The following is a 22,127-nucleotide window of genomic DNA, read 5'->3' on the forward strand; positions in this document are numbered from 1 at the left end:
ATGTGTGGTCACTCAGACTCTTGAACGCGCGGTTCAACGCTGGGCAAAGCGAGATAAACGAGGCGAGCGTTCTCGTGGCGATTCCGTGTAATCCCATCCAAGACCAAGCCGACGGTCCAGATCATAACTCCTAGAGTCGCGAGAGACGAAGCGAGTACAGCCGTCGGAAGTCTCGGAACCAGGCCAGTCTCCATGAATTCGTTCAGGATTGGAACGCCTAGTGCGACCCCTACCAGTGCAACAAGGGCCCCCAACAATCCGTGAAAGGCCATTGGGCGCTCATGTCGAACCAGGTCTGTGATGAGCCGGAGGATTTTGAAACCATCTCTGAACGTGTGGAGTTTGCTCTCGGTGCCTTCGGCTCGATCCTTGAATCCAACTGGAACCTCAACATGCGGAATACGCAGACTGAGGTAGTGAACGGTGAGCTCCGTCTCTATCTCGAACTCTTTGGACACAGCCGGGAATGACTTCACGAAGCGTCGTGAGAAAACGCGGTAACCACTCAGCATGTCGGTGACTTGGCTCTTGAAAAGGCTGCTCACAAGCCAGTTAAAGGCACGGTTACCGAAGGAATGTCCTGACCTATATGCGGATTGAGTGGTCTCTTTGCGGACTCCGAGCACGTGATCATAGGGGCCTGAAAGTAGGGTTTGAATCATGCTTGGCAGTGCATCGGTTCCATATGTGTCGTCACCGTCAATAAGCACATAAATGTCTGCGTCGATGTCTGCAAAGGCCCGGCGTACGACGTTCCCCTTGCCTTTGGTGTACTCATGACGCACAATCGCTCCGGCTTCCGCAGCGATTTCAGCGGTGTTGTCTGTGCTTCTGTTGTCATAGACGTAGATGTCCATGGTTGGGACTGCAGCCTTGAGATCCAGCACGACCTTACGGATCGCTGCCTCTTCATTGTGGCAGGGAACAATCGCTGCAATCGAGAAACCAGAAACGTCTAGCGGCACTTCCTGTGATTCCATGCAGATTCAATCCTTGGTTTCGTGTGTTTATACGGCAGATATAGTATAGCCGCTGCCCGTCGGCCGCATGTCGCGCCGCTGAGACGGTAGGATTTGCCGTGCTGCCAGACCTTGGGGCGATTGCAAATCTTCTGACAGGAGTTGAACCGTGGTATCCACCCGGAAGACGATGATTCAAGGGCTCATCGTACGTGCTTGGGCGCTGACAGCGAGCCCGATGGCGGTGTTCCTCATCATGGGGGCTTGTTCCATCCTGGCTTTTGCCATCTTGTCACCAGCGGGAACAGGTCCGGACGAGGTGAACCATATCTACCGCGTGGCGGGTATCGCGAATGGCTGGATTCTCCCGCATCAGTACGGAGAGGCTGAGGGGATGCCTCTTTGGGGGGGTGAAGTTCCAAAACAGCTGCATCATGCTCTGCATACACTGCCACAGGCCCCTGACTTTACAGTCACAAGCGCCTACTATGAGGCCCTCAATGCACAAGAAGGCACTGTGCCGGTCAACATCCCGAATACTGAGGTGTACTCGCCGGTACCATACCTGCCCGCATTGCTCGCCTATGGATTGTCCTGGGGCTGTGGTTTTAGCGTGCTCACGTCAATCGTGCTCATGCGGCTGTTCGGCGGAGTCGCCTATCTGGTGTTGACAGCGCTCGTGATCGCCTTGGTGCGCAACCGAAATATGCAGTGGCTAATTGCGGTGGTCGCACTCGTGCCTGTTGGTCTGTTCCAAGCGAGCATTGTCTCCGCAGACACTCTCACCAACGTTGTGGTCGTTGCGTTTAGCTCGATCGCTGCGCTGGACATTTTCTTGAAGCAGCGGCTGGTGAAGTCTCAGCTCGTTGTGTTGCTCATTGCCGCACTGGCTCTTCCGCTGATGAAGCCAACGTACGTGTTGCTTGTTCCTCTGCTCCTCCTCGTGAAGAGCATACGGATTTGGCTCCGTGTGAGCGTGACGGCTGCAGCCCTTGTGCTCTTCGCCTTCTGGTACAAGATGACCGGTACGGCCGGTTACGGAATGGGGTGGATGCGAGTCAGGGAAGACCGGTATCAGGTGCTGCCGAACGAACAACTTCAGGGAGTCCTCCATGACCCTCTGTATTTTGTGAACAGCGTGATCAGAACGTTCTTCATGGACGGAAATGATTGGTTCACACAGGCGTTCGGCCAGATGGGGTACTTCCACGGTGGAACTCTTGCAGCATCAATCGTCACGCCGATCGCGTCACTCATCGCACTCACGCTTGTCGCGAATCTATTCTTGCCCCAGAAGAATCTGCGGCTTGCCCGCTGGGCGACATCCGTCATAGTTCTTGTATCCTTGGGCGCCATCGTTGGAACGCTCTACCTGAATTTCACTGTCTTGGGGCGCAATTTCGTCGAAGGTGTTCAAGGGAGGTACCTATACCCCTTCTTCGTCCTGGGAATCGTGCTCCTCGCAACTGCAGTTCCTGCGAAGTTGGCGCTCCCAGCCTCAGGATCGGGGGGTGGCTGGCAGAGATTCGTAGACACCCGCAAGAGTTGGAGAGTATGGGTGATCGGATGCTGTGCGGTATCGATCTTGTCAGCAGTCGTCACATTCATCATTCGGTATCGAATGGGAGTCTGAGCGACTCCTCGAGTCGTGAGCATGGCGGCCCAGCTCGCCAACGCGAGCTTCGTTCGAGCTGACTGCCTAAGACAAGGCGATGCTGGTGGTGTTGTTTGTGGCGTTCCACGAGATAGAACCGTTCTGGAACTGCTGACGGGCGCCGCTCGGTGAGGATGTTTCTTCCGACACGGGGTACCCCAATTTCCCCTGCGTTCCACCGGCAGCGGCCCACGCGTCACCGATTCCTCCGTGCACGCTGTGCGCACCAGACTGTGGCGACCAGGTGTACAGACCGTTCTGGAAGCGTTGGAGCGCACCTCCGGCGGTGAGGCCTGTCTGCTCTTCCGCTACGGGGTAGCCGAGAAGACCCCGCTCATAACCGCTGCCAGCCCATGCTGTGAGAATAGCCCCGCGAGTCAAGTGTGCGCCGGTCGTTGGGGACCAGTGGACCTGGCCGCCTTGATAGACCTGCGCCGATCCTGCGTTGGAGAGATTCGTGTACTCAGGTGACGTCGGATACCTGAGTGTGCTCTCTTCTCGGCCGATTTCTACCCACAAGTCACCGATGGCACCTCGTGTAATCCAAGTTCCGGTTTGAGGGCTCCAGGTGATCCTGCCGTACTGGAACTGCTGAGTGGCTCCACCGTCTTTCAGACCAGTTGTTTCGTTGCTCACAGGATAGCCCACTTGGCCTGACTCCCACCCGCTGCTGGCCCAGCGGTCCTGAATCGCCCCGCGAGTCATGCGCGCAGGGGTTTGCGGCGACCAATGTACCTGTCCGTTCTGAAATACCTGTGAGGCTCCGTTGCCCCTGAGCCCTACGATCTCATCGGAGGCTGGATAGCCAAGAGGGCCATTCTCCCAGTTGAGGCCTGCCCAGAAAGACTGAATGGCGCTGCCGCCCTTGGTCGCATGCGCACCGGTAGCTGGCGACCAGTGAATCTGACCGCCAACGAAGACTTGATACGCACCGCCTCCACGCAGCCCTGAGCCTTCAGCAGATACGGCGGGGCCCAAATAGCTTCGCTCACGACCAAGCGCGGTGTACTTTGCGCCGATGGCTCCGGACGTGGCGTAACCAGTCGGACTGCCGAACCAGTCGCTGTACCAGAGAAAGAAATTGCGGTTGCCATAGCTCGAGCAGTCGTCGCCAGAACCGTAGCCGGCGTTCTTCGCAGCATTGTTCGGCTGATACGGGGTGTAGATGTACAGCGAGGCAGTCGCCTGATTGCGAATGTAGACGGTACTGCCGCCGCAGGCGGCGTTGGGGTTCCACTGCACATAGTTGTTCTGGCCGGCCCGGTAGGCATAGGAATTCGGGTGTGCGGCGTAGTACTTGAACTGCCATGCTGCTCGGTAGATCTGGTTGAACAGGCCAAAGTACTGCGTATCGCAGGCAGCATTGTCCGGACAGCCGTAACCCATGGCTGTCTGATAGCGCCATGAGCTCGGCCACGTGTGATTGACGAGTGCGTTCTCTTTCTGCAGGGTGACCAGGAGCACCTTCTGGCTGATGCCACAACTGCGAGCGACTCCGTCGATGATCTGGGCGGCGGTCTGTCGTTGAGATGGGTATCCAGAGCAGTAGGTGTCAGCAGGTTTGGCTGTCGTTTGCGTCGAGTAGTCCTTCAGACACGTGACGTCGCGCGGGTTGCTGTCGCGCCATGCTTCACAGTTCGGAACCCGAGCGTTGAGAAAACTCTGCACGTCGCCCGCAGTCATGGAGTTGGAGTCGTAGAAGTTGGCGTCTGAAATGATGTAGCCGGCATCGAAATCCCACGCGCTGGCGGCCTGGGCCTCGTCAGATGCTGCTGGAGCGAGCGTGAGCGCAGCGGCGACCACAGCCATGGTCGCCAAGGCGGCAAAAGACGTTTTGAGAACGCGGATCATGACAGAGTGACCTCCTGCGTGGCCGAAGTGCCGACATATGCCGACGACGAATAGCTGAGGGTGACGTTCCACGTTCCTGCGCTCAGGGCGGCATCGTCGATGCTCAGGCCGTCACCACAGTTCACACCGTTTGGCCCCGCTGCTCCTGAGCCTGACGCCCGCAGCGAAGTCTCGCCTCGTGCGACGGTGAGGGTGCAGGTGCCGCCCTGTTCAGCGATATCAGTGATCAACCCGCCCACTTCGAAGGGGCGCGATGTGCTCCACCGCGTCAGAATGACGGAGACTTTGGCGCGTCCGTCTTGCGCTGTCTGCGACGGTGCCGGCGCTGGTGTGTCTCGGGCTACGCCGTCACCAGGGTCGTTGTCCTGCTCGTGCGCTGTCCCAGAGCCCTGTGGTGAAGCCGACGGGCTGTTCTCACTGTTCGGCATGGCATCTGAAGAAGGCGTCGCAGACACAGAGGTCGAGGCTGAGGGCGAAGCAGCAGGGCTTGACGGAGAATTTGCCATGTTCGCGTCAGTATGGGCGCACGCGGTGGTCAGCAACCCGAGCGCGGCGACAGCCGTTGCTGAAGCGGTGATGGCAAGTGTCTTGGGCAGACGCAGGTGGGAAAACACGCTTTCCACTCTACTGTTTGGGGCGGTGCAGGTTGTGGAACGGATAACTGCACTGTGCTTCGCACGCGCGGAGTGTCATGAGCACTGGTCTATGCGCAGCAGCGCCGACTCGCCGTCGCTCAGCACAGGCGTGAAGAGACCTTGGCTCACAGCTGTATCGATCGCGGCGAATTTGTTGCCAGAAGGGTCACCGCCGTCGAACTCGCCGGTGGACACGAGCAGGTAGTGCACGTTCAAATGCCGAAGGGCGGTGCAGACGGCAGGATCCGACTCAATCTGATCGAGGTGCTGGGCGATGAGCAGGCGATCCGGATCCCATTGGCCGTTGAGATGCGGGAAGACCGGGCGTCTGTCAGCATAGAGCCACGACAGCCCTGATCCGTCCCATGGATCCCCGAGAAGCAACTGATCTGCGGGCACGACGTCGGCGACCTGCCGCATGAAGGCGATCTGCCGGGCATCAACGAAATCCGTTGTCTTCACGTTCTCAAGACGGTACTCATGAGCGGCGGCTGCTCCGACCGGGGCCCACAGGCCCACCCAGCCTGACGCAGCGACGATTGTGGCACTCCCGAGTGCCACAACTCGCGGCCAACGAGTCAGCGCGGCGATGCGGAGCACAGCAAGCGTCGCCAGCGGCACGCCGAGAAGTGGCAAGAGTGCGGAGAGCCGATAGCGATCTTTGTACCAGAGGCCGGTCAGAATCTTCGTCATGTCGGAGTTCGATCCCGCGGCAATCGCGAAGAGCACGGCAATGAGGGCGTAGGCGACGATCATCCACCTGAGATCAGACCTGCGAAAGGCAATGACGAGGCCTGTCAGAACGACGATGGCGAGAATTATCAGCGGGCCAGTCATATCGAGGCCCAAACCGACCAAGGCATTCTGGGTGAGCACCTGCCACAACCCGTCCCAGACGGTCTGCACAGCTTGAGCCTGAGGCCCGTTCAGATGGTCGCCGACGGGTCGTGACGCAACGTGGAAGACTCGGAAAACCACAAGGACGGCAGCGACCGCGGCAACGGAGACGAACGCGAACGCCCCACCGAGCCACCACAGCATCCGACGTCGCCTGGCCCCGCCTGCCTTCCAGGCGACGGCAATCGCGCGAGCACATATCCACAGCACCAGCGGCACGATCAGCAGCACCATGCTGACGAGAGATCGGGGGTGCGTGAAGAATGCGCCCAGCCACCAGACTGCGGCGAGTCCCAGCAGCATCCACCGGTCGTTCCAAGCCCAGGGACGTACCTGATCGCTGACGGCTGGGGCCCAACGGGGCAGCCAGACGTGCGCGAGCAGCATGGCCAGCGCGAGGCCGCTGGGAAAGAGGGCGTACGCAAGAAACGTCGGGTACAGCACACCCCAGATCAGCAGAGCGTACGGGAAGAAGCCGAAAGCTGTGCCGAGCAGCAGGGATGCGCAGAGACCCGCCGTGCGCTGACGCTGGGCGACGACCAGGCTGGTCAGCCAGGCGATGCCGGGCAGCCAGGCGACTGAGACGACGGCGATCGCCAAAGCGTTGAACGCGACGCCGATGCTCACGCCTGTGATCTGACAGATCATCGCGGCAGCCGTGTGCCAGCCTGCCGGATAAGTGCTGATCGTGCGGTCGGTGTTGATCAGGGTGCGCAGCTGCAGTGAGGAGGCATTGCCCGTCTCGAGAATCGACTGTGTCGCATTGAGGTGGAAGAGGTTGTCATAGCTCTGCGAGAACAGGTCGAACGACGGCACTTGATGCAGCAGTACCAATGCAAAGGCGACGGATGACACTGCCCAAGCTGTGACCGGGAGAAGTGCGCTGAGACGAGGACGGCTCCAATGAGGTCTCTTCTCTCGGATGGGCCACAGCACCGCAGCGATGACTGCCGCTGCGATGAGAACGTGAGACCAGTGGAATCGCAGATGGAGGAGGCCATCGATGACGCCTACGCATCCGATGAGCGCCAGAGAAGCAGGTGCCGCCAGAGCCAGACGGGGCAGCGGGCGCAGCCGTAGCGGCAATGTAGCCAGAAGGCCGGGGACGCTGAGCCCGAGACATCCGGCGGCCAAGGCCGACGCGATCGCCCACCACGACACGTTATCCATGACCGGGATCAGCCTGCTCTGAGCGCCGAAATTGTCTCTTCGACAGGTCCGTCGAAGATGAGCTGTCCCTGCTTCAGCAGGATTCCCCGCTGACAGACTTTCTTCACTGACTCCAAATCGTGGCTAACGACCATCAGCGTCTTGCCCTGCTGCTGCAGCTCCGTGATCTTGGCGAAGCACTTCTTCTGAAAAGGTTCGTCACCGACGCTGAGCACCTCGTCGACCAACAGAGTGTCCATCTCGGTGTGGATGGCCACGGCGAATGCCAAACGGACGAACATGCCAGAGGAATAGTGCTTCACCTCGGTGTCGATGAACTGCCCGATCTCGGAGAACGCCACGATGTCATCGAAGCGAGCCTCGGTCTCCTCATGACTCATTCCCAGAATGGCTGCGTTGAGGAACACATTCTCCCTCCCCGAGAGGTCGGGATGAAAGCCAGCGCCGACCTCGATGAGCCCAGCCACTCGGCCGCGGGTCAGCACTTGACCGTTCGTCGGCAGCAGCACACCGCTCACCAGCTTCAGCGAGGTGGACTTGCCGGAGCCGTTGAGCCCGAGAAGTGCGACAGACTCACCCTCGTTGATGGTGAACGAGACGTCGTTCAGAGCCTGAAAGTCGTCGGCGATCGGCTTGCGCTTGATCCACGCCATCGCGGTCTCTTTCATCGAGTGCGTGTGCCTCAGATGAAATTCCTTGGTGACGTGGTCGAGCACGATCGCGGGGTTCGTGCTCAGAGCTGTGTCTTCAGAGGTCTTGTGCAAAGTTCTTCTCCAGATGACGGAACACCAGCTGGCCGACAGCCAAGAAGGCGAAGGCGATGACCAATCCGTAGACCCCGTACTGCATCACATGCTCACCGACGAAGGGCAGCACGTTCTCAGGTGTTGGCGAGGTGATCGTCGGTGCCCAGAATGCGAAATGGAAGAGATTGACTGCGGCCGTGATGGGGTTGAGCTGGTAGATGAAATAGATCAAAGGCGTCGTCGTCTCATGCACCAGTGTGAGCGTGTAGAGCACCGGCGAAAGCCAAGTCGTGAACATCAGAATCATCTCGACGATGCTCTCGGCGTCACGCAGGCTGACGTTGATCGCGCCGAACAGCAGTGAGAGCCCGAGGGCGAGTACGAAGATGATGACGATGCCGAACAGCATGGCGATGATCTGGCTGAGGTTGGGGTGCCAGCCGAAGAACAGGCACACGATGAGCAGAACGACGACCTGTGGAAGAAAATTCACCAACGCAATGAACCCGGAAGAGACCGGAAACAGTTCTCGTGGCAGATAGATCTTCTTGACGAGGGCAGCGTTTTCGACGATCGAACGCGTGCCGTTGCCGAACGCTTCGTTGAACAGGTTAACGATGACAAGGCCCGAGAACAGATAGATGGCGAAGTTCTCCATGCCTCGGTTCAGACCGAGAAACTGACCCATCGCGACGTAGTAGACCACGAATTGGGCAGCCGGCTTCAGGAACGACCAGAACCACCCGAGCACCGAACCGCGGTAGCGAATCTGCACGTCTTTGCGCACGAGCAGACTGAGCAGATATCTGCGGTGAAACACGTCGAGCAGGCCATGCCCGCGGCCGGGCTGGGTCATGCCCGCGTAGAGGTCAGCGGACAAATCGCATCCTTCTCTTTTCGGGAACCAGCGCAGAGTCGCCCTGGTGCTGCAGCGAGTCAGTCTAGTCGAGATGAGTAGACTCGACCCTATGACTGATTTCTCTGGCGACAAAATCTCTCAGCGTGCGGTGAAGGCGGTGGTGCCGGTTGCGGGTTTGGGGACGCGTTTTTTGCCGGCGACGAAGGCGGTGCCGAAGGAGATGCTGCCGGTGGTTGATCGTCCGGCGATTCAGTATGTGTTGGAGGAGGCTTCGGGTGCGGGGCTTTCTGATGTGTTGTTGGTGACGGGGTCGGGTAAGGGTGCGATCGAGGATCATTTTGATGCGGCGCCGTATTTGGAGTCTCGTCTGGCTGCTGATGGCAAGGATGCTTTGTTGGCGTCGGTGCGTGAGGCGACTGGTGTGGCTGATGTGCATTCGGTGCGTCAGGGTGTGCCGCGTGGTTTGGGGCATGCGGTGTTGTGTGGGCGTGAGCATGTGGGGGATGAGCCGTTCGCGGTGTTGTTGGGTGATGACCTGATCGATGCTGATGAGGATTTGCTGAGCCGGATGTTGGATGTGCAGGCTGCGCGGGGGGCGTCGGTGGTGGCGTTGTTGGAGGTGCCGGCTGATCGTACGCATTTGTATGGTGTGGCTGAGGTTGAGGCGACGGGTGAGGATGGTGTGGTGCGGATCACGGGTCTGGTGGAGAAGCCGGAGCCGGGGACGTCGCCGTCGAATCTTGCGGTGATTGGTCGGTATGTGTTGCAGCCGGGTGTGTTCGATGTGTTGGCGCGCACGGCTCCGGGTCGGGGTAATGAGATTCAGCTGACGGATGCGTTGGAGACGTTGGCGGCGGATGAGTCGATTGCCGGCCCGGTGTTGGGTGTGGTGTTCCGTGGTCGTCGGTTTGATACGGGTGACAAGCTCGAGTATCTGAAGACCGTGGTCACGCTGGCCAGCGAGCGCGATGATCTCGGGCCCGCCTTCCGCACCTGGCTCAACGACTTCGTCTCTCAAGACTGACGAGAACCGAGACTGTGCCATCGCCGATGCGGGTTCTGAATGAGCGACTGCCGCTCGTCGTCATGCCCGCGTGGAACGAGGCAGAGGTGATCGGCGGTACCGTGCGGGACGTGTTGGAGAACGGACCGGCCTGCACTCTGCTGGTCGTCGACGACGGCTCGACCGACTCAACCGCACGCCTTGCACGAGAGGCCGGCGCGATCGTGCTGCAGATGCCGTACAACATGGGCGTCGGCGCCGCGATGCGTGCCGGGTTCACGTTTGCCCAACGCTGGGGGTTTACCCGAGCGGTGCAGGTCGATGCCGACGGACAGCACAACCCTGCCGACATCGCCAAGCTTCTCGAACGGCTGAACCAGGGAGGGGCTGACATCGTGATCGGCGCGCGATTCTCCACGGTCGGCGACTACCAGGTGCGAGGCCCTCGCCGTTGGGCGATGCGAATGCTTGCGGCGTCACTGTCTCGCGTTGCCCGAACGAAGCTGACCGATGTGACCTCGGGCTTTCGTGCTGCGAATCGACGGGCGATCGATCAGTATGTTCGGCAGTATCCGGCCGAGTACCTCGGTGACACGATCGACTCGCTGGTCGCAGCTGTTCGTTCAGGCTGCTCAGTCGCTCAGGTGCCGGTCGGCATGCGCCCACGACAGGGCGGCCGGCCGAGCCATTCGCCACTGGCTGCCGCTTGGTCGCTGGGCAGATCGATGATCGCGCTGCTCTTTGCGCTGATCAGGGGGCGAGACCATCGGCCTCCGGCAGATATCGTGCAGAGAGCGTCGGTGTTCAAATGAGAGTTCTCGCAATACTCTTCTTTCTGGTCGGCTTCTTCACGATCATTCAGCTCGTGCGCCGACGCCAGCTCAAAGAGAAGTACGCCATTCTCTGGCTGCTGCTCTGCACGGTCACGCTTGTGCTGCTCTTCTTTCCGCGCCTGCTGTTCAGGGCCGCAGAGATTGTGGGAGTGCAGGTGCCGGCGAACCTGCTGTTCGCCGTCACACTCGCGTTGTTGGCCGGCATTCTCGTGCATCTCTCCTGGGAGTCTTCACGAACGGAAGAGCGCACGCGGCGTCTGGCCGAAGAGGTCGCACTACTGCGTCTGCGGTGTGCCATTCTTGAGGGCGCGATCGCTACGTCACAGGCATCTGACGACCAACCTGATGACAGCGGGAGCACCGCATCCTCCGATGCGCCGAAGTCATGCATTGAACGCCTCCCGACGCAGATGCACGATGAGAACGGCGACAACCCGAAAGACGACTCGAATCGATGAAGACCCGCTTTCTCATCAGCTCTGTGACCGGAGCTCTCAGCATCGCCCTGGTGCCTCTGGTGCCCTTTCTGGTCTTCAGCGCCGAGCAGTCCGGCCGCTTCAGCATCATCTACATGGCCTTCATCATCATGTGGTCGACCATGCTGTCGACGACGAGTGACGTGCGACTGCGCGTCGAAGGCCGCGGCGGGTCGGTGGACGACGAGCACTTTCGTGGCGCTCAGACCACGATCGCACTGATCGGCGCGGTGGCGGGTGCGATCATCGCGATGATCCTCGGTGAGCAGCCACTGCTCTGGGCCGTGGTGTTCGTCGCGGTCGGTGCGAGCCTGCTGCGTGTGGCACTTCGCTTCGAGGCGATGAAATCGGCTGTCACCTTGAAACGGGTGATCGTCTCAGACCTGCTGACTGCGGTGTGCTTTCTCGGAGTCGTTGTCGTCGTGCTCGCTCGCGGCATCCAGGACACGGCTTTGGAATGGGTGCTCTGCGGATGGGCAGCTGGTGGTCTTGCCGGACTCATCGCTCTCGCCCCGTTCGCAGTCGGTTCGCCACGAGGCGCCGGACGCTGGATTCGCGACCACCGACGCGAGGCCCTGCCGTTGCTCGGCGACACCATTCTGCTCGACGCAGGCGGCAGCTTCGCGCCGCTGACCCTGCTCTTCTGGCTCAACCTCGGTCAGTTCGGCATCTACCGGGCGCTGACCAGCGTCGGCACCCCCGTGCAGCTGCTGCTAGACCCTGTGCGTCCGAAGATCTCTGGACTCAGCTCACGAGAGTTTCTGAACTGGCGTGTGCTCGGCGGCGTGACCGTCGGCGGGGGAGCGCTCGCCGGTGCCGCGTATGCCGTGCTTGCGATCATCAATAGGCTCGGCGTCTTTCACAGTGTGCTCGGCGACGTCGCGCACTATGCGCTGCCTGCCGCGCTCTACGTCTTCGGCAACGCCTTCGCCTACTTCGCCTATCTCGTGGCTCGCGGACACTTCACCCCGCGGCTGCTGCTGATCGGGCGTCTGTCACAGACCGCGCTGCAGTTTGCGCTGCCGATCGCAGGCGTGCTGCTGGGCGGCCTCGACCTCGCAATCGCAGGGTTTGCCTCGGCGATCGTCGTCGCTGCGGTGGTCTGGCTGCTGCTTCATGTCTGGTGGGTCGCCGCGCACCGTCGTTGAACATGACCTCCTTGGCTGGATCCCACTAGAGGAGACCAGAGACCCTGTGGATATACTGTGTCGATGGGGAAGAATCATGCTTCGCAGACGCTGAGAACAGCGCTCTTTTCACTTTCGGCAGTCATCACGCTTCTCGCGCTTGTGGTGACGCAGGGGCCATTGCCCGCAGCTGCCACGCCCTCGGGTGCAAATGCGGTTGCAGCGGGTGCCGTCACTCCGAAGGGGCCGACATTTCGTGATGAGGGGTCGGCTGTCTCTGTCTATATCCCCTCGGATGCCGGCGTGCGCTATTACATCTATGTTGGCGAGAGCCAACAGCCGGTGGTGAAAGAGGGCCTGGCATACTCGAAGCCAGGCACATACACGTCTGAAGATGGAGTGACTGCGAACGCAGTCATCCGGGTTGAGGCTCGATCCGCAGGGTCGAGTACTGTTCTCACAGGTACTCTCACATGGTCTCATGCTCTCGTCACCGCCGACCAAGCCCCTCAGTTCTCTGACGAGAACACCACGATCACACTGCCGCAGCTGCCCGGGGCGACCTTCGCCGTCAACGGCACCGATGCATCAGGCACTGTCTCTGGGCAACAGGGGCAGACAGCGACTGTCACTGCGCGCTCGACGCAGAGCAATGACGAAGTGGGGGTGTGGACGCACAAGTTCCCGACTCTTCGCACACCTGAGGCACCTGAATTCAACGCCTCTGCGCTGACTGTCAGGATTCCCTATGGCCAGTCTGGAGTTCGCTACTACATTCATGTCGGTGAAGAGAAGTCGCTCGTGGCAAAGGACGGGCTCGACTACTCCAAACCGGGCACGTATTCTGCCGCAGACGGATTGTCGAACGGAGCTGACGTCGCAGTCTCAGCGAAGCCCGCGAGCTCGCAGGATCTCGTGGTGGGGCAGAGCACTTGGAAGACGCATTTCTTCTCCGATGGCCAAGCCCCGGTATTCGATGATGCGCAGGCCAAGATCACGATTCCTGAGGTTTCAGGCATCGTGTTCACCGTCGGTGGGAATGTCATCGAACCTGGAACCCATCAGTACGCCTCTGGCGAATCGGTCGATGTAGCAGCTCGGTTCTCAGCAGAAGGTGAAGTCATCCGGTCTTGGGAGCATGCGTTCCCAGCTGCCGTCCCGACTGTCACCCCCAAGGGTCCGACGTTCCGTGACGATATCTCTGCTGTCTATATCCCGTCGGATGCGGGTGTGCGCTATTACATCTACGTCGGGAATGACACACAGCCTGTGGTGAAAGACGGTCTGCCGTACTCGAAACCAGGCACGTACTCACTTGCCGATGGTGTCGTGCCAGGGCAGGTCGTGCGCGTTGAAGCGAGGGCTGCAGGATCGAGTCCGCAGCTTTCCGGTACGGTCGTCTGGCGTCATCTGTTCTTCGACGAAGCCTCATCGCCAGCGTTTGACGACAAAGAGACCGCTGTCACCATTCCTGATGTCGCCGGGGTGAAGTTCAGCATCAATGGAGCACAGGCGGATGCAGGCAGACATGAAATGCCCGGCGGCTCGAATGTGAGCGTGGTGGCAAGGCTCGCCGATGGCACCTCCGACGACGTGCTCGGCAGCTGGCAACACCAGTTCGGGTTGGTGCTGACGCCACGTGGACCGGCGTTTCGTGATGACGTATCGACGCTGACGATTCCTTCCGACCCAGGTGTTCGGTACTACATCTATGTCGGTGACAGCCATGTGACGCTTTCGAAAGACGCGTCGCAGGACTTCGCAAAGCCGGGTACGTACACATCGAGCGATGGTCTGGTCGCGGATCAGACGATTCGGGTAGAGGCGAAGCCTGTATCCGCTACGTCAATTCTGTCTGGTGTGACGTCGTGGGAGCACGTGTTCCCCGCGAAGACCCCGATTGGCCCGACGTTCCGTGATGACGGCTCCTCTGTCTACATTCCGTCCGACTCAGGTATTCGGTACTACATCTATGTCGGTGACAGCGATGTCCCCCTGTCGAAGGATGCCTCTCAGAACTTCTCAAAACCCGGTACATACACCGAGTCTGACGGAGTCTCTGAAGGCGTCAGGATTCGTGTCGAAGCGAGACCAGTTTCAGCGACAGCGATTCTGAGCGGAAAGACCGAGTGGGAGCATATCTTCCCTAAACGACCTACGTACTCTCTCACCTCCGGAGACGGATTCGACGATCCTTCGGAGCTGCTGGCCAAAGACTGGTCTGTCTATCGCAACGCGGGCAAAGGGCTGCCGCGAGGCCAGAACACGGTGTACCTCGCCTCAAATGTCAAAGTGAAGGACGGCAAACTCGAGCTGATCACAAAGCGCCATTGTGTCCGAGTGGATGCGGACGGCGGAGTTGACGAAGATCTCAGTGACGAGAACGTCAGTGAGAAGCCATGCGAGGATGGTAAGCGCTCGGTGTTCAGTTCGGGACGAGTGAGCACAGATTTCATCTACAACAGCGCTGCGCACGGCACCCAAGGGCCCTTCACTATGGAAGTGCGCGCCCGGATGAGCGACGGGACGATCCCCGGGCTGCACTTCGCCGGTTGGGTGCGAAACAATCAGCCGTACTGCAGCCCGACGATCAATAAGTCTGATATCGCCGAGATTGACACGATGGAGGTGTTCTCAGATCCAAGCCGCCAGTTTACGACGAACACCTCGCACATTGGCTGTGAAGGCAAATCTTCCACTGACACAAATCGGAACTACAACCAGCTCGACGCTCAGATTGCCGGTGCATGGCACACCTATCGTATGGAGTGGAACGGCTACTCCATTCGCTACTTCCTCGATGGGGTCCCAGTGCCTCTTCGATACAGTGCGCATTCGGAGTATGAGACGACCGCCGCGAGCTTAGGGCTGTCGGACGCTGATTTCAACCGCATGATGAATGACTATCCGTGGCAGCTGATCTTCGACTCGAGAGTCTTTGAAGACAAGACGGGCTGGATTCCCGGGCCCAATCACAACGCCGCGTTCAAGACAAGAACGGATGTTGTCGACTATGTGACGATGACACCGGTTCAGAGCGTCGCGCCTTATGGGGCTATCGGAGCGAAATGGCGCGACAACCAGTGGCTGGGATCTCCACAGTCGGCGGAGGCCACTGACGTCGATGGCACAGGTGCTCGTTTTCAGACGTTTCAGAATGGTGCCATTTTCTGGTCGCCGGATACCGGGGCAGTCGTGGTGTCTGGAGCGATCCGAGATACCTATCTGGGAGAGGCATCTGTGAGGTCAGCAATTGGGCTGCCGACCGGCACTGAGTCCAAGTCTGCAGACGGTCGTGGTGCATACCAGCCTTTCCAGCGTGGACAGATGCATTGGTCGCCGCAGTCCGGCGCGCATGCAACTCGCGGAGCTGTGCAGGACTATTGGGCCCACAGCGGGTGGGAATTCGGGGCCTTGGGGTATCCGATCGGGGAAGAGCTCGCAGTGAGGGGCGGAGCCTCACAACGTTTCGAAGGGGGTACGGTGTTTTGGTCTCCTTCCTCTCAAGCACATTTGGTGAAAGCCGCTGTGCTCGATGAGTACGCCGCCACCGGTTGGGAGGGCGGCGAACTCGGGTTCCCCCTGACCGACGAGATCGGTGGCCTTCGCGACGGTGGTGTTTTCCAGAGTTTCCAGAAGGGGCAGATTCACTGGTCGTCGAGAACTGGCGCACATGCCACGCGTGGAGCGATCAGCTCCTATTGGGGGACGAACAATTGGGAAAACTCCTATGCCGGCTATCCCGTCGGCGATGAGCTCTCTGTTCGCGGAGGGGCCTCCCAGCGCTTCGAGTCCGCGACTCTGTTCTGGGATCAGGAGTCGGGACGGACATTCGGAACGCGAGGGGCTATCCAGCAGAAATACGAATCAGCTGGTTGGGAACAAGGAGAACTCGGCTTTCCTTCAAGCGATGAGCGCGCTCTCTCAGGAGGTGCTTCCCAGAGTTTCCGCAGTGGTTCCCAGATTCACTGGTCGCCGGGCACAGGTGGGCATATCACCAAAGGAGCCATCCAAGGCATTTGGGCAGCTCAGGGATGGGAGACCGGAAGACTCGGCTACCCCACGACAGATGAGCGTGACGACCCGGGAACTCCTGGGGGAAAAGTGCAGTCCTTCTCTGGAGGGGAAATCCATTGGAGTCCGAATAGCAGTTATGTCTCCTGAATTCGGGCATGCCGCCTTCTTGAACACCGTCAGCGCTTGCTGACAGTGCACGCGAAAGCTGCACTGATGATCGTCTCTGTCAGCGACCGCAAAGCATGTGCGGAATCGAATTCGGTCTGTGCTGTACGACGCCTGCTGGGCTGAGCGCATCGCCGGGAAGACGAAGACGGTGCAGGTCTGTCACCTAGCATGACACTATGCACGTACTGATCACCGGGGGCGCCGGTTTCATCGGCAGCAACCTCGTGCGCTGGACGCTGAGACACCGGCCTGACGCTGAGATCACGGTGCTCGACGCCCTGACCTACGCGGGGCACCTGAGCTCGATCGCAGACGTGCGTGAGCGCATTCGCTTCGTTCGCGGAAGAGTCGAGGACGCTGCGCTGGTGAGCACGCTGGTCGGCGAGATGACAGATGCTGATGACGTGGTCATCCACCTTGCCGCCGAGAGCCATAACGACCGTTCGATCGCCGACCCCGCCCCGTTCGTGCAGAGCAACATCGTCGGCACGTTCACGCTGCTCGAAGCCGTTCGCCGTCATGGGGTGCGTCTGCATCACGTGTCGACCGATGAGGTCTACGGTGATCTGCCGCTGAACCCGAGCAGTGCCGCAGGCAGATCTGAGACGGCGGCAGGCGCTTGCCCTGACGAACGAGCAGAGGGGTTTCGCGAAGGCGACCCCTATCGACCGTCGAGCCCATATGCGGCGACCAAAGCCAGTGCCGACCATCTGGTGCGCGCCTGGGTGCGCACGTACGGCATCCGCGCGACGATCAGTAACTGCAGCAACAACTATGGTCCGTACCAGCACCCTGAGAAGTTCATTCCGCAGCAGATCACCCGGGCGCTGCGCGGAGAGCCCGCAGTCGTCTACGGCAGCGGCCTCAATGTGCGGGACTGGCTGCACGTCGACGACCACTGCGAAGCGATCTGGTCGATCATCGAGCGCGGTCGGGTCGGGCAGAGCTACGGCGTGAGCGCGGGCGAGCAGCGATCGAATCTTGCGGTGCTCGAGACGCTTCACACGATCTTGGGCGAGCGGGGCATTCCGTTTCACGTGAAACACATCGCAGATCGCGCGGGACACGATCAGCGGCTGGCGATTGACGCCACCCGACTGTGCGACGAACTGGGGTGGAAGCCGCATCACGCCGATTTTGGGGACGGGCTTCGCGCGACGGTCGACTGGTATCGCAGCAACGAAGAGTGGTGGAGCGCTCTATGACCAGTCGGCGGCGATGAACGACAGCGCCACGCGACGTGGGTTGATCTCACTCGTTCAGGTTGACGACAGCAGGTCGTCGTACGGCGGCTAGACCTAGACTGGTTGCTCGTGGGGGGGGCACAGCGTGCGAGAGTCGCACCGGCAGTGCTGCGTGAGGCTCTCAGACGAGCCGGCCACAGCACCGAGAGAAAGAACCGAACCATGACATCCACCCGAGAATTCATCACCGGCCTGCCGAAGGCCGAACTGCATCTGCACATCGAGGGCACGCTCGAGCCCGAGCTGAAGCTGCGTCTCGCGCAGCGCAACGGGGTCGACATCGGGCAGACGACAGTCGAGCAGGTGCGCGAGAGCTACGAGTTTCACGATCTGACCAGCTTTCTGGCCGTCTACTATCCCGCGATGAACGTTCTGGTCACCGAAGACGACTTCTACGACCTGGCCATGGACTACCTGCGCCGCGCTGCCGCCGACGGCGTCGTGCACGCCGAGATCTTCTTCGACCCGCAGGCACACACCAGCCGCGGGGTCGCGTTCGAGACCGTCATCGACGGGCTCTGGCGTGCTGTGCAGGATGCTCCCTCGCTTGGCGTCGACGCCGCGCTGATCATGTGCTTTCTGCGCGACTTGTCGGCAGAGTCTGCGATGGAGACACTCACGGCGTCGGCTCCGTACCGCGACCGCATCGTCGGCGTGGGGCTCGACTCAGACGAGCGCGACAACCCGCCCGAGAAATTCGCCGAGGTGTTCGCCCGCGCTCGCGAGCTGGGCTACCGACTGACCATGCACTGCGACATCGATCAGGTCGGATCGATCGATCACATTCGCACAGCGCTGCACACCATCGGAGTCGAGCGCATCGATCACGGCACGAACATCGTCGAAGACCCGATGCTCGTCGCCGAGGCGAAAGAACGCGGCATCGGCTTCACCTGCTGCCCCGTGTCGAACTCGTTCGTCACCGCAGACATGAAGGGCGCAGAGATCGCACAGCTGCTGCACGACGGCGTTAAGGTGTCGATCGCCTCTGACGACCCGGCCTACTTCGGCGGCTACGTCGTCGACAACATCGTCGCGCTCGCCGACAAACAGCACCTCACCCGCGACGATCTGGCGCAGCTGGCACGCAACTCACTCGAGATCAGCTGGGTCGACGAAGGCAGACGAGAGGCGCTGCTCGCTCGACTGGATGCGTATCTCTCTGAGCACTGACACAGAGCGGCACGGCCTGACGAAAGCCCCAGCATGAGGTGCCGCCGAAGGCCGTCACTGAAAACACTGAACGCCCCGCGGCGCCTGCATGAGCAGAGGCGCCGCGGGGCGTTCAGCGATGTCACTGCCCGAAAGCAGCGGCGAGATCAGTCGGTGCCGGTGTCGAACGCGGCCGAGAGGCCGAGCTTGTCGGCCTTGGGGTCGACGCCGTCGACGCTGCTGGCGATCTCGCTGGCGCCGCCGTTCTCGAGCTCGCCGAGCAGCGCCGCCGTCTCGCCCTGCACCAGGCCGAGGCGTGCATACTGCTCGAGACGCTGGCGCGAGTCGGCGATGTCGAGGTTGCGCATAGTCAGCTGACCGATGCGATCCTCAGGGTCGAACGCTGCGCCGGCCGTGCGCTCCATCGAGAGCTTCTCGGGCTGGTAGCTGAGGTTCGGGCCCTCGGTGTTGAGAATCGTGTAGTCGTCGCCGCGACGCAGACGCAGCGTCACCTCGCCGGTGATCGCCGAGCCGACCCAGCGCTGCAGCGACTCGCGCAGCATGAGCGACTGCGGGTCGAGCCAGCGACCCTCGTACATCAGCCGGCCCAGACGGCGGCCGTCGTTGTGATATGTCTCGATGGTGTCTTCGTTGTGAATCGCGTTCACGAGGCGTTCGTAGGCCACATACAGCAGCGCCATGCCGGGCGCCTCGTAGATGCCGCGCGACTTCGCCTCGATGATGCGGTTCTCGATCTGGTCGCTCACACCCAAGCCGTGCCGACCGCCGATCTTGTTTGCCTCGTAGACGAGCGCGACCGGGTCGTCGAACTCGACGCCGTTGATCGCCACTGGGCGACCGGCCTCGAAACGCACCGACACCTCTTCGGTCACGACCTCGACATCCTCACGCCAGGCGGCGACGCCCATGATCGGCTCGACCGTATCGAGGCCGGCGTTCAGAAACTCGAGCTTCTTGGCCTCGTGCGTCGCGCCCCAGATGTTCGCATCGGTCGAGTAGGCCTTCTCAGTGGCGTCACGGTAGGGGTAGCCGTTCGCGACGAGCCACTCGCTCATCTCGTGGCGACCGCCGAGCTCGGCGACGAACTGCTTGTCGAGCCACGGCTTGTAGATGCGCAGCGCCGGGTTGGCCATCAGCCCGTAGCGGTAGAAGCGCTCGATGTCGTTGCCCTTATAGGTGGACCCGTCGCCCCAGATCTCGACGTTGTCCTCTTTCATCGCACGCACCAGCAGAGTGCCGGTCACGGCACGGCCCAGCGGAGTGGTGTTGAAGTAGGTCTTGCCGGCCGAGCGCACGTTGAACGCACCGCACTGCAGTGCGACGAAGCCCTCTTCGACCAGCGCGCGCTTGGCATCCACGTGACGCGCGATCTCGGCACCGTACTGCTTCGCGCGACCTGCGACGCCCTCGATGTCGGGCTCGTCGTACTGGCCGATGTCAGCGGTGTAGGTGCAGGGGATCGCACCCTTGCTGCGCATCCACGCGACCGCGCACGAGGTGTCGAGGCCGCCGGAGAAGGCGATGCCGACGCGCTCGCCCACAGGAAGCGCCGAAAGAACTTTGGACATGACTGGATACTCCCTCATCGTTGCACTTGGTCTTTGCACGCCGATACTGTGCCGTGTCGTTGCAATGAGTACTGATTCTAGTCGTGACTGCGCGAGATCGCTGCAGGCGATTCCGTGGGTGGTACGCTGCGCCGTAGACGAGGGGGCTGCGAGAAGGAGTGAGCATGACCGCACACGTCCAGGCGACCGGAAGCACCGTCAACCGTTACGCACTCGATGACAAGGTGGTGATCGTCACCGGCGCCGGCAGCGGCATGGGGCGTGCCATCGCACGAGCCTTTCTGGGCAACGGCGCCACGGTGGTGGCCGTCGGTCGCCGACCCGAGCCGCTGAAAGAGACGCTGGGCGATGCGCCCGCCTCGCAGGCGGTGGCGATCCCCACTGACATCTCTGATGCGGATGCCGTGCGCACTCTGATCGACACGGTCGTCGAACGCTTCGGTCGTGTGGACGTCGTGGTGAACTGCGCGGCGATCTATACGACAGGAGACATCGCCGAGACCGCCGAAGACGCCTGGCGCAGGCTGTTCAGCGTGAACGTCGACGGAGTGTTCCACCTGGCGAAGGCGGCACTGCCGCAGCTGACCGAGACGCGTGGCAGCTTCATCGCGATCACATCGGTCTCTGGTCTTGCCGGAGATTGGGGGCAGTCGGTCTACAACTCGACGAAGCACGCCGTCAACGGGCTGGTGCGCTCGCTGGCCCTCGACTACGGGGAGCGCGGCGTGCGCGTGAACGCGGTGGCACCGGCGTTCACCGAGACCGATCTCAATGCCGATATGTGGGCCGACGGCCGCGACATCTCGGCGTTCACGAACCGCATCGCGTTGGGGCGGCCGAGCACGCCGGATGACATCGCGCCCGCGGTGCTTTTTCTGGCCAGTGACGACGCGAGGTACATCACGGGCACAGTGCTGACGGTCGACGGCGGCACCACCGCTTCGACCGGGCAGCCGCACCAGGAGTAGGGGTGCAGGGGGTTGTAGCAGGCCGCCCGGGCCACGAGTAAGCCTGTAGCAAGCCTCCAGCTGGCCAAGGCGCAGTGCGGCCGGACTGCGAGTGGGCCTGTAGCAGGCCGCCCAGCTGAGAGGCAATGCGGCGAAGATGTGGGCGGCCGGTGCGGGTGCGGCTTCATCGCACACGAACACTTGCGCACGGATTCGCTGATGACTGCACCGTTCCGCTGAATATGGGCACTTTGCAGCGGAACGGTGCACTTCCCGGCCCAACGGTGCACGTGACCCTGTGGCCAAGGCCACAGCTTCTGCGCTTTCGAGGGGCTATCCCACAGCTTCTGTGCACTCGCGTGAGAGGCGCAGGGTGCTCCTCGTCGAGTTGGCAGAAGCCGTGGGCATCAGCGAGTGGATGCCACAGCTTCTGCACTTTCGGGTGCGGGTGCGGGTGTAGGTGTGGGTGTGGGTGTGGGGTGTCCGCATCCGAGTTGGCAGCATATGCGGGCATCAGCGGGCGAAGGCCGCAGGTTCTGTGCTTTCGCGGGGCGGCTCTGGCTCATTCGGCACGTTCTGCACTTTCGTGGGGTCATTCCGCAGGTTCTGTGCTTTCGCGGAGCTGCTCTGGCTCGAACGGCATCGCCTGCGCAGAAGCAGCAGACTCTGTCACCTGAGGCAAGGAGCTGAGCTGGCTTCACCTGTTGTTCAGCTGTGATCAGGCTTGGCGTCATCTGAGAGCCGTACTGTCGCCGAGTCTGATCACTTCGGATGGCCTGATGCTCGTTTCTGCGACATCG

16 protein-coding genes are annotated in these 22,127 nt (G+C 61.0%); 9 read left to right on the forward strand and 7 right to left on the reverse strand.

Going from position 1 to position 22,127, the window contains the following annotated elements; genetic code table 11:
• Positions 1 to 8 precede the first annotated feature (8 nt).
• Entirely contained in the window at positions 9 to 980 is a 972-nt protein-coding gene (locus F8O07_RS01895) for a glycosyltransferase (protein ID WP_158030481.1), read from the reverse strand.
• Between the two features lie 148 nt (positions 981 to 1,128).
• Here F8O07_RS01895 and F8O07_RS01900 point away from each other — a divergent pair, with 148 nt between their 5' ends.
• On the forward strand, positions 1,129 to 2,592 hold the full coding sequence (locus F8O07_RS01900; RefSeq protein WP_158030482.1) for a DUF2142 domain-containing protein: 1,464 nt from the start codon (positions 1,129 to 1,131) through the stop codon (positions 2,590 to 2,592).
• 66 nt (positions 2,593 to 2,658) lie between these two features.
• Here the strand turns inward: F8O07_RS01900 and F8O07_RS01905 are convergent, their stop codons facing one another.
• The 5 genes from F8O07_RS01905 to F8O07_RS01925 all read right to left on the reverse strand — a co-directional run bounded on the left by F8O07_RS01905 (position 2,659) and on the right by F8O07_RS01925 (position 8,768).
• The gene (locus F8O07_RS01905) at positions 2,659 to 4,464 is read right to left on the reverse strand and encodes a hypothetical protein (protein WP_158030483.1); all 1,806 of its coding nucleotides are present in this window, start codon (positions 4,462 to 4,464) and stop codon (positions 2,659 to 2,661) included.
• Positions 4,461 to 4,892, reverse strand: a complete 432-nt coding sequence (locus F8O07_RS01910; RefSeq protein WP_158030484.1) for a hypothetical protein — start codon at positions 4,890 to 4,892, stop codon at positions 4,461 to 4,463. Before F8O07_RS01910 ends, F8O07_RS01905 begins: the two co-directional genes overlap by 4 nt.
• A 261-nt stretch (positions 4,893 to 5,153) precedes the next feature.
• Entirely contained in the window at positions 5,154 to 7,166 is a 2,013-nt protein-coding gene (locus F8O07_RS01915; protein ID WP_318655786.1) for a DUF6541 family protein, read from the reverse strand.
• Positions 7,167 to 7,174: 8 nt separating this feature from the next.
• Positions 7,175 to 7,930, reverse strand: coding sequence for an ABC transporter ATP-binding protein (locus tag F8O07_RS01920; RefSeq protein WP_158030486.1), 756 nt, complete (start codon positions 7,928 to 7,930; stop codon positions 7,175 to 7,177).
• Positions 7,914 to 8,768, reverse strand: coding sequence for an ABC transporter permease (locus tag F8O07_RS01925; protein WP_158031733.1), 855 nt, complete (start codon positions 8,766 to 8,768; stop codon positions 7,914 to 7,916). The genes F8O07_RS01920 and F8O07_RS01925 overlap by 17 nt, the downstream gene beginning before the upstream one ends.
• A 112-nt stretch (positions 8,769 to 8,880) precedes the next feature.
• Here F8O07_RS01925 and F8O07_RS01930 point away from each other — a divergent pair, with 112 nt between their 5' ends.
• From F8O07_RS01930 to F8O07_RS01960, 7 genes are all read left to right on the forward strand, one after another.
• Positions 8,881 to 9,795, forward strand: coding sequence for a UTP--glucose-1-phosphate uridylyltransferase (locus tag F8O07_RS01930; protein ID WP_158030487.1), 915 nt, complete (start codon positions 8,881 to 8,883; stop codon positions 9,793 to 9,795).
• Between the two features lie 26 nt (positions 9,796 to 9,821).
• Positions 9,822 to 10,586: a glycosyltransferase family 2 protein gene (locus F8O07_RS01935; protein ID WP_225733128.1), complete on the forward strand. Its 765-nt coding sequence runs from the start codon at positions 9,822 to 9,824 to the stop codon at positions 10,584 to 10,586.
• Complete coding sequence (locus tag F8O07_RS01940; RefSeq protein ID WP_158030488.1) at positions 10,583 to 11,065, forward strand: DUF2304 domain-containing protein; 483 nt, start codon at positions 10,583 to 10,585, stop codon at positions 11,063 to 11,065. The genes F8O07_RS01935 and F8O07_RS01940 overlap by 4 nt, the downstream gene beginning before the upstream one ends.
• Positions 11,062 to 12,231, forward strand: coding sequence for a hypothetical protein (locus F8O07_RS01945; RefSeq protein ID WP_158030489.1), 1,170 nt, complete (start codon positions 11,062 to 11,064; stop codon positions 12,229 to 12,231). Before F8O07_RS01940 ends, F8O07_RS01945 begins: the two co-directional genes overlap by 4 nt.
• 63 nt (positions 12,232 to 12,294) lie before the next feature.
• Entirely contained in the window at positions 12,295 to 16,374 is a 4,080-nt protein-coding gene (locus F8O07_RS01950; protein WP_158030490.1) for a family 16 glycosylhydrolase, read from the forward strand.
• Positions 16,375 to 16,571: 197 nt separating this feature from the next.
• The gene (gene rfbB, locus F8O07_RS01955; RefSeq protein WP_158030491.1) at positions 16,572 to 17,600 is read left to right on the forward strand and encodes a dTDP-glucose 4,6-dehydratase; all 1,029 of its coding nucleotides are present in this window, start codon (positions 16,572 to 16,574) and stop codon (positions 17,598 to 17,600) included.
• Between the two features lie 201 nt (positions 17,601 to 17,801).
• A complete protein-coding gene (locus F8O07_RS01960; protein ID WP_158030492.1) occupies positions 17,802 to 18,812 on the forward strand; it encodes an adenosine deaminase in 1,011 nt (336 codons plus the stop codon).
• Between the two features lie 146 nt (positions 18,813 to 18,958).
• Here F8O07_RS01960 and argG read toward each other — a convergent pair whose 3' ends face one another.
• On the reverse strand, positions 18,959 to 20,380 hold the full coding sequence (argG, locus tag F8O07_RS01965; protein ID WP_158030493.1) for an argininosuccinate synthase: 1,422 nt from the start codon (positions 20,378 to 20,380) through the stop codon (positions 18,959 to 18,961).
• A 164-nt stretch (positions 20,381 to 20,544) separates the two neighbouring features.
• On the opposite strand from argG, the gene F8O07_RS01970 reads away from it, so the two are divergent.
• Positions 20,545 to 21,348 (forward strand): SDR family NAD(P)-dependent oxidoreductase, encoded by an 804-nt coding sequence (locus F8O07_RS01970; protein WP_158030494.1) that lies wholly within the window; start codon positions 20,545 to 20,547, stop codon positions 21,346 to 21,348.
• Positions 21,349 to 22,127: the final 779 nt, after the last annotated feature.

It is taken from the genome of Pseudoclavibacter sp. CFCC 13796, assembly GCF_008831185.1.
GTDB lineage: Bacteria > Actinomycetota > Actinomycetes > Actinomycetales > Microbacteriaceae > Pseudoclavibacter_A.